The following is a 15,123-nucleotide window of genomic DNA, read 5'->3' as shown; positions in this document are numbered from 1 at the left end:
CGGTAGGGTGAAGGTCCGAGCGGATGATGTAGTCAGACTGCTTGGCAGGACAGGACGCTCGGAAGAAGAGCTCCCTTCACACAAGGAGGTCGGCTGCGATGGCACAAGAGCAGACCAAACGAACTGGTGGCGGCGACGAGGACGACACCCCGGGCGCTGACGGTGCCGCGGGTCAGGAACGTCGCGAAAAGCTGGCCGAGGACACCGACGACCTGCTCGACGAGATCGACGACGTGCTCGAGGAGAACGCCGAGGACTTCGTCCGGGCCTATGTCCAGAAGGGCGGCCAGTGACGGCGGATCGACCGGCATTGCGGACAGGCGACGGTGAGACGAGGCTCAGTTTCGGTTCGAATCTGAGCTCGTTCACCGAGTATCTGCGTGGTCACGCACCAGAATTGCTGCCGGAGAATCGGATCGGCCATCGTTCGCACTCGACACGGGGTGGTGACGGGATGGAGAGCGGTGATCTCGCACCGCACGGAACGACGATCGTGGCGCTCACCTACAAGGGTGGCGTCCTGCTCGCAGGCGACCGGCGCGCGACCCAGGGCAACCTGATCGCCAGCCGGGACGTCGAGAAGGTGTACGTCACCGACGAATACTCGGCGGCCGGTATCGCCGGCACCGCGGGGATCGCTATCGAGCTGGTTCGCCTGTTCGCCGTCGAACTCGAGCACTACGAGAAGATCGAGGGCGTTCAGCTGACCTTCGACGGCAAGGCCAACCGCCTGGCGTCGATGGTGCGGGGCAACCTCGGGGCGGCGATGCAGGGTCTCGCGGTCGTTCCGCTGCTCGTTGGGTACGACCTCGACGCGGACGACGAGGCCCACGCGGGCCGGATCGTCTCGTACGACGTCGTCGGCGGCCGGTACGAGGAACGCGCCGGATACCACGCGGTCGGTTCGGGATCATTGTTCGCGAAGTCGGCACTGAAGAAGATCTACTCGCCGGACAGCGACGAGGAGACCGCCCTGCGGGCGGCCATCGAATCGTTGTACGACGCGGCCGACGACGATTCGGCCACCGGTGGGCCCGACCTGACCCGCGGCATCTACCCGACCGCGGTCACGATCACCCAGGCCGGTGCCGTGCACGTGTCTGAGGAGACGACGTCCGAGTTGGCTCGGCGCATCGTCGCCGAGCGCACCGAAGAAGGGGGGTCTGCGCGATGACCATGCCGTATTACGCGTCCGCCGAGCAGATCATGCGGGACCGCTCGGAACTGGCGCGCAAGGGAATTGCCCGCGGACGCAGCGTCGTGGTGCTCACGTTCCGCGACGGCGTGCTGTTCGTCGCCGAGAATCCCTCCACCGCGCTGCACAAGGTCAGCGAACTGTACGACCGGCTCGGTTTCGCGGCCGTCGGCAAGTACAACGAGTTCGAGAACCTGCGGCGCGCCGGGATCGTCCACGCCGACATGCGGGGCTACTCCTACGACCGCCGTGACGTGACGGGCCGATCGCTGGCCAACGCGTACGCGCAGACCCTGGGCACGATCTTCACCGAACAGCCCAAGCCGTACGAGGTGGAGATCTGCGTCGCGGAGGTCGGGCGCGTGGGCAGCCCGAAGGCTCCCCAGCTGTACCGCATCACCTACGACGGATCCATCGTCGACGAACAGCATTTCGTCGTGATGGGTGGCACGACCGAGCCGATCGCGACCGCCATGCGCGAGTCGTACCGTGCCGACCTCGATCTCGAGGCGGCGGTCGGTATCGCGGTCAACGCCCTGCGTCAGGGTGGTGCCGGAGAAGGCGAGAAGCGCAACGTCGACGTGGCCAGCCTCGAGGTGGCCGTGCTCGACCAGTCCCGTCCTCGCCGCGCGTTCCGGCGGATCACCGGACCCGCGCTCGAACAGCTGATCCCCGCAGCGCCCGCAGCCGCCCCGGAGCCGGCTTCGGAGTCGAAGCCGGACCCCGAGACGAAGCCGGCCGCCCCTCAGGTCTGAGGCCGGTATACCGCGATCGCTTCGGGCACCGTCCGGAAGTCGAACCGCAGGGCGTCGGCGACCACTTCACCGTCGGTGGCCAGTGCGACCGGCGAGCCGTCCACGCGGACGGTGAGCCGGGGCACGAGGGATCGCACGTACACCCGGCTGCTTCCGAGTGTCCCGGTGGCGGCGGCGAACAGCAGCCGCGGCCGGGACGCTTTCCGGTCGGCCCGCACGTACCGGACGTCGAGCAGTCCGCCGGTGATGGCGGGACGCGACATCGGAACCTGATCGCCGGGGGAATACCGACCGTTCCCCACGAACAACATCCACACCTTCACGGGCCTGCCGTCGATGGTGACGGCGAGCGGTGTTGCCGCGGAGAGAATCCGGATCATCGCCACACATGCCGCGGGCCACTTCCCGTACCGCGGTTGCCACTTCTCCCGCAGTCGCACCGCGTCGGGATAGCCGCCGAGACTGGCGGTGTTGAGGAACGGCGCCGGCTCCGCGACATCGGTGTGGACGACGGCCTGATCGACGAGAACCGCATGCCCGGTCTCGACGGCGTTCACCGTGTCCGAGATGTCGGCGGCGCCGGCATCCCGCGCGAAGTGATTGAGCGTGCCGCCCGGGAACACCGCCAGCGGCAACGCGTGACGCGCTGCCGCGGACGCGACGGCGACCACGGTCCCGTCGCCACCGCACACCCCGAGGGCGCGCGGCTCCGTATCGGCCACCCAGGCGTCGAGTTGTTCGGCGAAATCGCGGGCGGTGTCGAGTGCGCGCACGTCGGCCTTGGGGAGAGCGGTTGTGATCTCCTCACTCGGATCGACACTGTCCGGCCCGGACTCCGGGTTGACCACCACGAGCAGATCCTCGCCGCCCCGAAGTGCCGGTGCGTCGACGGCGGGGCCCAGCTCTGCCGGTTCCTCCGTGCGCACCGCCCACCAGCGGCGGGTGCCCGACGCGACGGCCCCGCCGAGTAGCAGTCCGGCGGCAACGTCGGTCGGCCAGTGCACGCCGTTGTGCACACGGGAGTAGGCGACCGCGGCGGCGAGCGGGGCCACGACGGCAGCGGTCGCGGGCGATTCCAGGGCGACACCCGTGGTGAACGCCGCCGCCGACGCCGCATGTCCCGACGGGAACGACGAGGACCGGGGGATCGCCACCCCGCGCAGCACGTTCGTCCATACGCGGGCCGGGGGGCGCCGCCGGGGGAACAGCGGTTTGAGGATGCCGTTGGCCAGACCGCTCGCCATCATGAGGGACAGCAGTCCGCGCACACCACCGCGGCGGGCGCGCCCGCCGACCAGTCCCAGGACCGCCGCCACGAACCACCACAGGAGCCCCTTGTCGGCCGCGCGGCTGAGGAAGCGCATGGCCCGGTCTAGCCCGGAGGGACTCAGATTGGCGCTGCGGTCGAAGACGATCTCGTCGGCCCGATGGATTCGGCGTAAGTGTCGGTTCACCATCTCAGGGTATGCGCGGGGTGTCGCTGGACGGTTTTATCGCTCCGCCGGGTGATCCGCGTTGTACTGTCGAGGTGTGCAGCGACGAATCATGGGAATTGAGACAGAGTTCGGTGTGACCTGCACCTTCCATGGTCACAGGCGACTGAGCCCGGACGAGGTTGCGCGCTACCTGTTCCGGCGGGTGGTGTCGTGGGGCCGGAGCTCCAACGTGTTTCTCCGGAACGGTGCCCGCCTGTATCTGGACGTCGGCTCGCACCCCGAATACGCCACCGCCGAGTGCGACAACCTCATCCAGTTGGTCAACCACGACCGGGCGGGGGAGCGCGTTCTCGAGGAGCTGTTGATCGACGCCGAACAGCGGCTCGCCGAGGAAGGCATCGGCGGCGACATCTACCTGTTCAAGAACAACACCGACTCGGCGGGCAATTCGTACGGCTGCCACGAGAACTTCCTCGTGGCCCGGGCCGGCGAATTCTCCCGGATCTCGGACGTGCTGCTCCCGTTCCTGGTGACGCGGCAGCTGATCTGCGGCGCGGGCAAGGTCCTGCAGACGCCCAAGGCGGCCACGTTCTGCCTGTCGCAGCGCGCCGAGCACATCTGGGAAGGCGTGTCCTCGGCGACCACGCGGTCGCGGCCCATCATCAACACCCGTGACGAGCCGCACGCCGACGCGGAGAAGTACCGCCGCCTGCACGTGATCGTCGGCGACTCGAACATGTCGGAGTCCACCACCATGCTGAAGGTGGGCACGGCGGCGCTCGTGCTCGAGATGATCGAGGCCGGGGTGTCGTTCCGCGACTTCGCGCTCGACAACCCGATCCGCGCCATCCGCGAGGTCAGTCACGACGTCACCGGACGCCGCCCGGTGCGGCTCGCCGGCGGCAGGCAGGCCAGCGCCCTCGACATTCAGCGGGAGTACCACGCGCGCGCGGTGGAACACCTGCAGAACCGGGATCCCGATCCGCAGGTCACTCAGGTGGTCGACCTGTGGGGTCGCATGCTCGACGCCGTCGAGACGCAGGACTTCGCGAAGGTGGACACGGAGATCGACTGGGTGATCAAGCGCAAGCTGTTCCAGCGCTACCAGGACCGGCACGGCTTCGAGCTGGCCGACCCGAAGATCGCGCAGCTCGATCTGGCGTATCACGACATCAAACGCGGTCGCGGCGTGTTCGACGTGCTGCAGCGCAAGGGGCTGGTGAAGCGGATCACCGAGGACGAGACGATCGAGGCGGCGGTGGACACTCCGCCGCAGACCACCCGGGCGAAGCTGCGCGGCGAGTTCATCACCGCGGCGCAGGAGGCCGGACGCGACTTCACGGTCGACTGGGTGCACCTCAAGCTCAACGATCAGGCCCAGCGGACCGTGCTGTGCAAGGACCCGTTCCGGTCGGTCGACGAGCGGGTGGAGCGCCTGATTGCCTCGATGTAGCGGCGCTGTGGGAGTCCGTAACGGGCTCACCCACTAGGCTTCCGGGCGTGCCGACTTCCAAGATCGAGCGGTTGATGAACCTGGTGATCTGTTTGTTGTCCACCAGGCAGTTCCTCACCGCCGAGAAGATTCGCGAGAGCGTTGCCGGGTACGCCGACTCCGCCAGCGACGAGGCGTTCAGCCGCATGTTCGAACGCGACAAGAACGAACTCCGGGATCTCGGTGTCCCGCTCGAGACCGGGCAGGCGTCGCGCTTCTCGACGGTCGAGGGCTACCGCATCAACCGCAATGCGTATGAGCTCCCCGACATCGAACTCAGTCAGGAGGAGTCCGCGGCGGTCGCGGTGGCGGTCCAGCTGTGGGAGTCGCCGGAGTTGACGTCCGCGGCCCAGGGGGCACTGCTCAAGCTGCGCGCGGCGGGTGTGCAGGTGGATCCGGATTCGGCGGCCACCCCGATCACGGCGGTGCCCGCCCGCACCCGCGGCTCCGAACCGGCGCTCGGCAAGCTGCTGGCGGCGGTCGACGCCGGCCGCGCCGTGCACTTCCCGCACCGCGGCGCCCTCAACGAGCCGTACACCGAGCGCACCGTCGAACCCTGGGGCGTCGTCACCGCGCACGGCCGGTGGTACCTCGTCGGTCACGACGTCGACCGGGGGGCCGTCCGGACGTTCCGGCTGTCGCGGATCGGCGACAACGTGACGGAGTTCGGACCGTCCGGGGTCGTCCACAAACCGGCGGGCGTCGACCTCCGGGAGATCGTCGACCGGGTTACCGGTTCGGGGGAGGTCACCGGGACCGCCACCGTATGGGTGGCCGAGGGCCGGGCCCAGGAACTGCGCCGACTGGCGACCACGGCGGAGGAGAAGCGGGTGAACGAGCGCGCCGGCACCGTGCTCGGGATTCCGGTCCGCTCCCGGGACTGGATCGCGCGGCTGGTCGCGGGCCACGGGGCGGACGCCCTGGTCCTCGATCCGCCCGAACTACGCCACGATGTGCTGACCAAGCTGAAGGACGCCGCAGGGGAAGGGGGGACGTCGTGAGCAACAGGCTGTCGTCGAGATTGTCCCGGCTCCTCAACCTGGTGCCGTACTTCATCGCGAACCCCGGGATGAGCGCGGCCGAGGCCGCCGCCGAACTGGGCGTCACCACCACACAGCTGATGTCCGACCTCAACCAGTTGTGGGTGTGCGGCCTGCCCGGCTACGGTCCCGGCGACCTCATCGACCTCTCGTTCTCCGAGGAGAGCATCGAGGTGACGTTCTCGGCGGGCATCGACCGACCGCTGCGGTTGACGTCCACCGAAGCCACGGCCCTGCTGATTGCCCTGCGTTCGCTGGTGGAGATGCCGGGCATGGTCGATCCGTCCGCGGCGCACAGCGCGATCGCGAAGATCGAGGACGCCGCGGGCACCGCGGCAGCCCGCGCGGCGGTGACGCCGGCGTCGGAGCGGGAGGCGGTGGAAGATGTGGCGGAAGATCCCATCGCCGCCACGGTGCGGTCCGCGCTCCATCAACGGCACGCACTCCACCTGACGTACTACTCGGCGTCCCGGGACCGCGTCACCGAGCGCACCGTGGATCCGGTGCGGGTCGTGCTGGTCGACAACCAGAGTTACCTGCAGGCGTGGTGCCGGCAGGCCGAGGGAGTCCGGCTGTTCCGGCTCGACCGGATCGACGCCGCCACCGAGCTGGACGAGCCGTCCACACCGCCGGCGCAGGCTCTCGTGCGGGATTCCAACCTGGAATTGTTCAGCGGCGACGCGTCCCTTCCCCAGGCCCGGTTGCACATCGGCGCCGACTGCGTGTGGGTGCTCGACTACTACCCGATGGATGTCCGGACGGTCGCCGCCGACGGCTCGGTGGAGGCGAGCATGAGTTACGGGGCGCTCGAGTGGATGGCCCGGCTCGTGCTGGGGTTCGGGTCCGGAATCAGAGTGCTCGAACCGGCCGAACTGGTCGACGAGGTGCGCCGCCGGGCTGTGGAGGCGCTGTCCGCCTACGACGCCGTCGAGGCATGAGCGGCGACGGGCGTCCGCTGCGGATCAGCGTCTTCGGTGCGGGCAGCATCGGCTGCTATGTCGGGGGCCGGCTCGCCGCCGCCGGTGCCGAGGTGACCCTGATCGGCCGGGAGCGTGTCGGGGCGGAGATCCGCGAACACGGGTTGCGGCTGACGGACCTGCACGGAGCGGACATCCGGGTCGGTGCCTCCGGCATCGCCTTCGCCACCGGCCCGGAGTCGGTGGCCACCGCCGATCTCGTCGTCGTGTCGGTGAAGTCGGCGGGGACACCGGAGGCGGGTGCCGCGCTGGCGTCGGCGATCGGTTCCGGCACGGTCGTAGTCAGTGCGCAGAACGGGCTGGGCAATGCGGACACCCTCCGCGCGGCCGTGCCGGAGCAGGTGGTTCTCGCGGCGATGGTGCCGTTCAACGTGGTGCACCGCGGCGACGGGCATTTCCACCAGGGCTCCGAGGGTGACCTCGAGATCGAGCAGCATCCGGCGGTGCGCGCATTCGCGCCGGTCTTCGGCGACTCAGGGTTGCCGCTGCATGCACGTGACGACTTCCGCGCGGTGCAGTGGGCGAAGCTGCTGCTCAACCTGAATAACGCGGTCAACGCCCTGTCCGGCCTGCCGCTCCGCGAGGAGTTGTCGCAGCGGTCGTTCCGGCGTGCGGTCGCGCTGGCGCAGCGGGAAGCGCTGACTCTCCTGACCGCCCGTGGCATCGCTGTCGCCAAGCTCACACCGCTGCCGCCGCAGTGGATTCCCCGGTTGCTGACCGTCCCGGACGGGGTGTTCCAGGTGGCGGGCAGCCGGATGCTGGCCATCGACCCGCACGCGCGATCCTCGATGTGGGACGACCTCGAAGCGGGCCGGCGCACCGAAGTGGACTGGATCAGCGGGGAGATCGTGCGCCTGGCCGCGTCGTCGGGGACGGTCGCACCGGTGAACGCGAGGCTGGTCGAACTGATCCGCGAGGCCGAGGCGGGCGGGAACCGGCACTGGTCCGGGGACGCGCTGCTCGCCGAGCTGCGCTCACAGCGGGCACCCGGGAAACCGACAGGTAAACGGCAGCGCAACTAGCCGGTTTCGACCGAACCGGTGCCGTGTATGTCCGGTAGCATCGGGGTCACCTGATCTTTTGGAGGTTTCATCATGGGAGCCATGAGCCCCTGGCACTGGGCCATCGTCGCGCTGGTCGTCATCATCCTGTTCGGTTCCAAGAAGCTGCCCGACGCGGCTCGTGGACTCGGCCGTTCGCTCCGCATCTTCAAGAGCGAGGTCAAGGAGATGCAGAACGACAACAGCACGCCGGCGCCCACCGCGCAGCAGAGCGCGCCCGCCGAGCTGCCCGTGGCGGACACCACCACCGCACCGGTCACCCCTCCGGCGCCGGTGCAGCCGCAGCACACCGAGCCCAAGTCGGCGTAGCCCGAGCCGCCTGACAACCGGGGTGATTCTTCACCCCGGTTGCCTGCTGACCAAGACTAGGGCGAACAACAGTGCGAATTCCGTTCGATCCGCGCCACAGCAAGCGGAGGACCAATCCCGACGGCACCATGTCGTTGGTCGATCACCTCTACGAGCTGCGCACGCGGTTGCTCCTGTCCGTGCTGGCCATCGTGGTCACCACCGCGGTGGGCTTCTTCTGGTACTCCCACCAGATTCTCGGGATCGAGAGTCTCGGTGAGCTTCTGCGTGGGCCGTACTGTTCGCTGCCTGCGTCGAGTCGCGCCGACCTGAGCAACGACGGGTCGTGCCGTCTCCTCGCGACCGGACCGTTCGAGCAGTTCATGCTCCGTTTCAAGGTCGCGCTGACCGCGGGCATCGTCCTGGCCTGCCCCATCTGGCTGTACCAGCTGTGGGCGTTCATCACGCCCGGCCTCTACTCGAAGGAGCGCCGTTACGCGATCGGCTTCGTGGTGTCCGGTGCCGCGCTGTTCATGGCCGGAGCCGTCCTCGCCTACGTGGTCGTCGCGAAGGCGCTGCATTTCCTGCTGACGATCGGTGACAACGTCCAGATCACCGCACTCGGTGGCGCGGAATACTTCGGGTTCATCATCAACCTGCTGATCATCTTCGGAGTCAGCTTCGAGATCCCGCTGCTCATCGTCGCGCTGAACTTCGTCGGCATCCTGCCCTACGCGAAGCTCAAGGCGTGGCGCCGCGGTCTGATCTTCGCTCTGTTCGTGTTCGCCGCGATCGCCACCCCCGGGCAGGACCCGTTCTCGATGCTCGCGCTCGCGTTCGCGTTGACCGTGCTGTTCGAGGTCGCCGTGCAGATCGCCCGCATCAACGACCGCCGCAAGGCCCGTCGCACGGAACAGGAGTGGGGTGCCCTCGACGACGACGAGGCGTCGACCATCGCCGCGCCGTCGGACCTGAACGAAGCGTTCGACGTCGCCGCCACACCGGTCCCCGAGCCGGCGGGCCGGTTCCGGCGGTCACGCAAGTCCGGCAAGTCCGGCGGCGCGAACAAGAACGACGACGCGAGCACGACCGGCAGCAACACACCGGGTCAGGACTTCTCCGACACCCTGTGACAATCTGACGGGGTGGCAGTGACAACAGGTGACACGACCGGCGGCACCGAACTCGACGTGTTCTCGGCGCAGCTCGGCTTCGTGCTCGACCCCTTCCAGATCAACGCCTGCCGCGCGCTCGAGGGCGGCCACGGCGTCCTCGTCTGCGCCCCGACCGGCGCGGGCAAGACCGTGGTCGGCGAATTCGCCGTGCACCTGGCGCTCACGTCCGGTCGCAAGTGCTTCTACACCACACCGATCAAGGCGCTGAGCAATCAGAAGTACGCGGAGCTGGTGCGGCGGTACGGCAAGGACACCGTCGGGCTGCTGACCGGCGATTCGAGCATCAACTCGGACGCCCCGGTGGTCGTCATGACCACCGAGGTGCTGCGGAACATGCTGTACGCCGACTCCCCGGCGCTGCGCGGGTTGTCCCACGTCGTCATGGACGAGGTGCACTTCCTGGCGGACCGGTTCCGTGGGGCCGTGTGGGAAGAGGTGATCCTGCACCTGTCCGAGGACGTCCGACTCGTCAGCCTGTCGGCGACCGTCAGCAACGCCGAGGAGTTCGGTGCGTGGATGGAAACGGTGCGCGGCGACACCACCGTGGTGGTCGACGAGAACCGCCCGATCCCCCTGTGGCAGCACATCATGGTCGGGAAGCGACTGTTCGACCTCTTCGATACGAGGGCGCGCAGTGGGGACGCGCTCAAGGATCTGGTGGTCGACCAGGATCTGGTCCGTCACGTCAAACAGCGACAGGCCCTCGAGCGCGCCGACTCGTGGGAGTCGCGTGGCAGGGGACGCCGCGGCGGCGGGCGCGGGTTCTCCAGCGATTTCCGGCCGCTGCCCCGACCGGAAGTGATCTCCCGCCTCGACGACGAGGGACTCCTCCCGGCGATCACGTTCATCTTCAGCCGCGCCGGGTGCGACGCCGCGCTGGCGCAGTGCCTGCGGTCTCGCCTCGATCTGACGACGCCGGAGCAGGTCGCCGAGATCCGGACCATCATCGACGCCCACACCGCGGAACTGCCGAAGGCCGATCTGGAGGTCCTCGGGTACTGGGAATGGCGCAAGGCGCTCGAGCGGGGCCTCGCCGCGCACCACGCGGGGATGCTGCCCGCGTTCCGGCAGACGGTCGAGGAGTTGTTCGTCAAGGGACTGGTCCGGGCCGTGTTCGCCACCGAGACGCTGGCGCTCGGCATCAACATGCCCGCCCGCACGGTCGTCCTCGAACGCCTCGTCAAGTACAACGGTGAGGCCCACGCCGAACTCACCCCGGGGGAGTACACGCAGCTCACCGGCCGGGCCGGACGTCGTGGCATCGACATCGAGGGTCACGCGGTGGTCCTGTGGCAGCCCGGGGTGGAACCCGTGGACGTCGCCGGGCTGGCCTCCACGCGCACGTTCCCGCTGCGCAGCTCGTTCCGTCCCGGCTACAACATGACCATCAACCTGGTCGATCGCATGGGAGCCGCGGAATCACGGGCCCTGCTCGAGCGGTCGTTCGCCCAGTTCCAGGCCGACCGGTCGGTGGTCGGCCTGACGCGGGGCATCGAACGCAACGAGGCCGCGCTCACCACGCTCCGCGAACGGCTGGGCGGCGAGGACGGCGAGTACTTCGAGTACGCGCGCCTGCGGGAGGAACTGAGCAGCCGGGAACGGTCACTCGAACGGGCAGGTCGAACCGAACGCCGGGACGCCGCCGTCGCCTCGCTCGTCGCACTGCGGCGCGGCGACGTGATCGCGATCCCGGTGGGACGGCACTCGGGTCTGGCCGTGGTGCTGGAACCGGACCGGGACCCCACGGATCCGAAGCCGCTGATCCTCACCGAGGCGAAGTGGGCGGGCCGGGTGTCGGCCGGCGACTTCCCGGAGCCCGCACGGTCTTTGGGATCGATGCGGTTGCCGCGGCGCTTCGATCATCACACCGCACGGGTGCGACGCGATCTGGCATCGGCGTTGCGCAGCACCGGAATCGTCGCGCCGGGACGCCGGAAGCGGAAGAAGTCGGGTGCTGCCACCGACGACGCCGAGATCGCGCGGCTGCGGCGCGCCATCCGGCAGCACCCGTGCCACAGTTGGCCCGACCGCGAGCAGCTGAGCCGGATCGGTGAGCGCTACAACCGGCTGGCCCGCGAGACCGAGACGATGCGGCAGAAGGTGGCTGCCACGACGAACTCGTTGGCGCGCACGTTCGATCGCATCCTGTCGTTGCTCGCCGAACGCGACTACATCTCGCCGGGCGAACACCCCGACGCCACCGAACACGGCACACGGCTGAGTCGAATCTATTGCGAGAGCGACCTCTTGGTGGCCGAGTGCCTCCGGCAGGGTGTGTGGAAGGGTCTCGGGCCCGCGGAACTCGCCGCCGTCGTGTCCGCCGTGATCTTCGAATCGCGCCGTGAAGGGGACACTGTCGAAGGCGGCGGTCCGGGAGCACTACGGCACGCCCTCGACGAGACCGTGCGGGTGTGGCGGGAGCTGCGGGCGGACGAGATCCGGCACAAATTGCCGCCCACCCGTGAGCCGGACCTCGGCTTCGCTGCCGCGATCTTCCACTGGGCGAGCGACAATTCGCTCGTCGAGGCGCTGATCGCGGCAGGAGATCAGGGGCGTGCGCTGTCTGCCGGCGACTTCGTGCGGTGGTGCAGGCAGGTGATCGACCTGCTCGAACAGGTCCGGTCGACGTCCCCCGATCCGCAGGTCGGCAAGGCCGCACGTCGGGCGGTCGCGGCGATCCGCCGCGGTGTCGTCGCCGTGGATGCTGCGTGACCCGACGCCGTGTGGTTGGATTCGCACGCCGTCCGAAGGCCCGAATCCGATGGCGGGGCGTTACGGTAGGTACAAAACTTGACACGTGAGCGGGAGGCGACGATGAGCGGCCCTTACGGACCGAACGACCCGAACGGGCAATGGGCCCAGGGACAGCAACCGGGCCAGGGTAACCCTGACCAGACCGGCGGCCAGTACGGGGCGCCGCAGTACGGTCAGCAGCCGCCCGCTCAGCCGTGGGGACAGCCGGCACCGGGTCAGCCTCAGCAGCCCGGGCAGCCGCAGTGGGGTCAGCACCCCCAGCAGCCCGGACAACCGCAGTGGGGTCAGCAGCCGCAACCCGGTCAGCTCGGACAGCCGGGTCCGGGACAGTGGGGTCAGCAGCCCGGGCAGCCGCAGTGGGGTCAGCAACCGGGTCAGCCGCAGCAGTGGGGCCCGACCCCCGGCCAGCAGCAGTGGGGGCAGCCGCCGTCGTCGGGGAAGTCGAAGCTGCCGTTGATCATCGGCGGTGTAGTGGCTCTGCTGGTGATTGTGGGTATCGCCCTGGTGCTCGCGTTCACGGTGTTCGGCACGGACACACTCGATCAGAAGGCGGCCGAGGACGGTGTCGAGCGCATCGTCACCGATTCGTACGGCGCCGAGAACGTATCCGGTGTCACGTGCCCCGCGGATCAGGAAGTGAAGAAGGGCAACAGCTTCACGTGCAGTCTCACCGTGGACGGTGAGAAGAAGCAGGTCACTCTCACCTTCACCGACGACAAGGGCACGTACGAAGTGAGCCGCCCCAGCTAGACGGCCGTCACGGAACCCGTGCGGCGGCCACCGTTTTCATCGCCGCAGTGAGGCGGCCGACGGAATTCTCGATTCCGAGTTCCTCCGCCAGCCTGCCGAGCCGGTCCGCGTCGACCGGTTCGGCAGGCAGCGTGTCTTCGCGGGACAGCTCGACATCGGCGTCCCGCACCACCCGCACCACCGGCAGCGCCGCGTCGAGATAGTCGGCTGCGGCGGCGAATTTCGCGCGAGCACCCTTCGCCATGTCGGATTCGGGGTCGACTGCGGCGGCCCGCAGGGCGGCGAGCGATCCGTATTGCATGATCAGGCTCGACGCGGTCTTCTCGCCGATCCCCTTCACTCCCGGTAGCCCGTCGGACGAGTCGCCGCGCAGCAGGGCGAGTTCGGCGTAGGCCTCACCGGCCCGGTCGGCGGGTACCCCGTACTTGGCTGCGACCTCTTCCGGCCCGAGCAGTTCGGCCTTGGCGAGGCCGCGCACCACGTACAGCACCCGCACCGGCACCGGGGCGTCCGTGACGACCTGCAGGAGGTCGCGGTCGCCGGTGACGACGATGGTGGTGTCGCGGGTCTCGGTGGCGGCCAGGGTGCCGAGCACGTCGTCGGCTTCGAGCCCTTCGGCGCCGGCGGTCGCGATTCCGGTGGCGGCCAGGACATCCAGGATCATCGGGACCTGCGGCGACAGGGTGTCGGGAACCTCTTCCTCCGCCCCGCCGGTGTCCTCGGCGACCCGGTGCGCCTTGTAGGTGGGCACCGCCTCGACGCGGAACGCGGGCCGCCAGTCGAGGTCGAGGCACACCGCGAGCCGGGACGGCTGGTGCTTGGTGATCAGTGCGGCCACCATGTCGGTGAACCCGCGCACCGCGTTGACGGATCGACCGTCGGGGGAGGTGATGGAGTCGGGTAGCGCGTAGTACGCGCGAAACCACAGGCTGGCACCGTCGAGGAGAAGCAGAGGCCCTGTCATGACCCTCATCCTGCCAAACCGGTTTAGCCTGAAGCCATGAGTTCCCTCGGTGCATCGACTTCACGCTTCCCGACCACCATCTATGCCGACCGGATCGCTCGCGCAGGCGCACTGGCCCGCGACGCCGGACTCGACGGCCTCCTCATCACCCCCGGACCCGACCTGCGGTATCTGCTGGGTTCGCGCGCGGAGTCGTTCGAACGGCTCACCTGCCTGGTGATTCCCGCGAACGGCGACACCGCGTCCGTGGTCGTGCCGCGGCTCGAACTGGCGTCGCTCACCGAGTCGGCTGCGTCCGAACTCGGGTTGACGATCCGCGACTGGGTCGACGGGGTCGACCCGTACGCGTTGGTGTCGGGACTGCTGCCGTCTCCTGCCCGGACCGCGGTCACCGATGCGATGCCTGCGCTGCACCTGATTCCGCTGTCGGAGGCGCTCGGCGCGCTGCCGGTCCTGGCCACCGGGGTGCTGCGGGAGCTGCGGATGGTCAAGGACGACGCGGAGATCGACGCGTTGCGCCGGGCCGGTCAGGCCATCGACCGGGTCCACGCCCGCATGGGGGAGTTCCTGAAGGTCGGCCGCACCGAGGCCGAGGTGGCGGCCGACATTACCGCCGCGATCCTGGCGGAGGGGCACACCGAGGCGGCGTTCGTCATCGTCGGCTCGGGACCGCACGGCGCCGACCCGCACCACGAGGTGTCCGAGCGGGTCGTCGAATCGGGTGATGTCGTGGTCATCGACATCGGCGGACCCGTCGAACCCGGCTACAACTCCGACTCCACCCGCACGTACAGCATGGGTGAGCCCGATCCGGGTGTGGCCGCCAAGTTCGCGGTGCTCGAGGAGGCGCAGGCGGCGGCCGTCGACCTGGTGCGCCCCGGCGTCACCGCGGAAGCGGTCGACGCGGCCGCCCGCGACCTGCTGGCCGCGCAGGGGCTGGCGGAGGTGTTCGTGCACCGGACCGGGCACGGAATCGGGTTGTCGGTGCACGAGGAGCCGTACATCGTGTCGGGTAACGCGATCGAACTGGCCGAGGGGATGGCGTTCAGCGTGGAGCCCGGCCTCTACTTCCGCGGGGAGTGGGGTGCACGGATCGAGGACATCGTCATCGTGACCGCCGACGGCTGTGAGCCGGTCAACACCCGGCCGCACGGGCTGACGGTTCTCCCCGGCTGAGCGCCGGGAGCGTGCGGGGGCGGTGCGGCGCGGGTAGTAACATCTTCCATTTGTTCACGA

At 69.0% G+C, this 15,123-nt stretch carries 14 protein-coding genes; 12 read left to right on the top strand and 2 right to left on the bottom strand.

Features of this window, described 5'->3' with window-relative positions; translation table 11 throughout:
• Positions 1–98: 98 nt before the first annotated feature.
• From ACNJ7E_RS33810 to prcA, 3 genes are read left to right on the top strand one after another with little or no spacing between them, the layout of a single operon-like run.
• Positions 99–293, top strand: a complete 195-nt coding sequence (locus ACNJ7E_RS33810) for a ubiquitin-like protein Pup (RefSeq protein ID WP_007299058.1) — start codon at positions 99–101, stop codon at positions 291–293.
• Positions 290–1,174: a proteasome subunit beta gene (gene prcB, locus ACNJ7E_RS33805; protein WP_037229527.1), complete on the top strand. Its 885-nt coding sequence runs from the start codon at positions 290–292 to the stop codon at positions 1,172–1,174. The genes ACNJ7E_RS33810 and prcB overlap by 4 nt, the downstream gene beginning before the upstream one ends.
• Entirely contained in the window at positions 1,171–1,950 is a 780-nt protein-coding gene (gene prcA / locus ACNJ7E_RS33800) for a proteasome subunit alpha (RefSeq protein WP_418341953.1), read from the top strand. The genes prcB and prcA overlap by 4 nt, the downstream gene beginning before the upstream one ends.
• On the opposite strand, the gene ACNJ7E_RS33795 is transcribed toward prcA, so the two are convergent.
• Positions 1,941–3,407, bottom strand: coding sequence for a phosphatase PAP2 family protein (locus ACNJ7E_RS33795; protein WP_280780060.1), 1,467 nt, complete (start codon positions 3,405–3,407; stop codon positions 1,941–1,943). The two genes, prcA and ACNJ7E_RS33795, sit on opposite strands and share 10 nt — an antisense overlap.
• 73 nt (positions 3,408–3,480) lie before the next feature.
• Between ACNJ7E_RS33795 and pafA the strand changes: the two genes are divergently transcribed.
• The 8 genes from pafA (at position 3,481) to ACNJ7E_RS33755 (ending at position 12,923) form a co-directional block, all read left to right on the top strand.
• Positions 3,481–4,839, top strand: a complete 1,359-nt coding sequence (gene pafA / locus ACNJ7E_RS33790) for a Pup--protein ligase (protein ID WP_012687833.1) — start codon at positions 3,481–3,483, stop codon at positions 4,837–4,839.
• 47 nt (positions 4,840–4,886) lie between these two features.
• On the top strand, positions 4,887–5,879 hold the full coding sequence (locus ACNJ7E_RS33785) for a helix-turn-helix transcriptional regulator (RefSeq protein WP_418341952.1): 993 nt from the start codon (positions 4,887–4,889) through the stop codon (positions 5,877–5,879).
• Positions 5,876–6,856: a helix-turn-helix transcriptional regulator gene (locus ACNJ7E_RS33780; protein ID WP_418341951.1), complete on the top strand. Its 981-nt coding sequence runs from the start codon at positions 5,876–5,878 to the stop codon at positions 6,854–6,856. Before ACNJ7E_RS33785 ends, ACNJ7E_RS33780 begins: the two co-directional genes overlap by 4 nt.
• Positions 6,853–7,917, top strand: a complete 1,065-nt coding sequence (locus tag ACNJ7E_RS33775) for a 2-dehydropantoate 2-reductase (RefSeq protein ID WP_418341950.1) — start codon at positions 6,853–6,855, stop codon at positions 7,915–7,917. Before ACNJ7E_RS33780 ends, ACNJ7E_RS33775 begins: the two co-directional genes overlap by 4 nt.
• A 72-nt stretch (positions 7,918–7,989) precedes the next feature.
• A complete protein-coding gene (gene tatA / locus ACNJ7E_RS33770) occupies positions 7,990–8,265 on the top strand; it encodes a Sec-independent protein translocase subunit TatA (RefSeq protein WP_005563470.1) in 276 nt (91 codons plus the stop codon).
• Between the two features lie 71 nt (positions 8,266–8,336).
• Positions 8,337–9,377, top strand: coding sequence for a twin-arginine translocase subunit TatC (gene tatC / locus ACNJ7E_RS33765; protein WP_280780064.1), 1,041 nt, complete (start codon positions 8,337–8,339; stop codon positions 9,375–9,377).
• An 18-nt stretch (positions 9,378–9,395) separates the two neighbouring features.
• Complete coding sequence (locus tag ACNJ7E_RS33760) at positions 9,396–12,131, top strand: DEAD/DEAH box helicase (protein WP_418341963.1); 2,736 nt, start codon at positions 9,396–9,398, stop codon at positions 12,129–12,131.
• Positions 12,132–12,233: 102 nt separating this feature from the next.
• Positions 12,234–12,923, top strand: coding sequence for a DUF4333 domain-containing protein (locus ACNJ7E_RS33755; protein ID WP_095869276.1), 690 nt, complete (start codon positions 12,234–12,236; stop codon positions 12,921–12,923).
• A 7-nt stretch (positions 12,924–12,930) separates the two neighbouring features.
• Here ACNJ7E_RS33755 and ACNJ7E_RS33750 read toward each other — a convergent pair whose 3' ends face one another.
• Entirely contained in the window at positions 12,931–13,887 is a 957-nt protein-coding gene (locus ACNJ7E_RS33750) for a 5'-3' exonuclease (RefSeq protein ID WP_418341949.1), read from the bottom strand.
• A gap of 36 nt (positions 13,888–13,923) precedes the next feature.
• Here ACNJ7E_RS33750 and ACNJ7E_RS33745 point away from each other — a divergent pair, with 36 nt between their 5' ends.
• On the top strand, positions 13,924–15,063 hold the full coding sequence (locus tag ACNJ7E_RS33745; RefSeq protein ID WP_280780066.1) for a M24 family metallopeptidase: 1,140 nt from the start codon (positions 13,924–13,926) through the stop codon (positions 15,061–15,063).
• Positions 15,064–15,123 lie beyond the last annotated feature (60 nt).

It is taken from the genome of Rhodococcus mengyinensis (assembly GCF_048381435.1).
In the GTDB taxonomy this organism is placed as follows: domain Bacteria; phylum Actinomycetota; class Actinomycetes; order Mycobacteriales; family Mycobacteriaceae; genus Rhodococcus_F; species Rhodococcus_F opacus_D.
The sequence above is the reverse complement of the archived record's forward strand: the minus strand, read 5'-3'. Positions and strand labels throughout refer to the sequence as shown.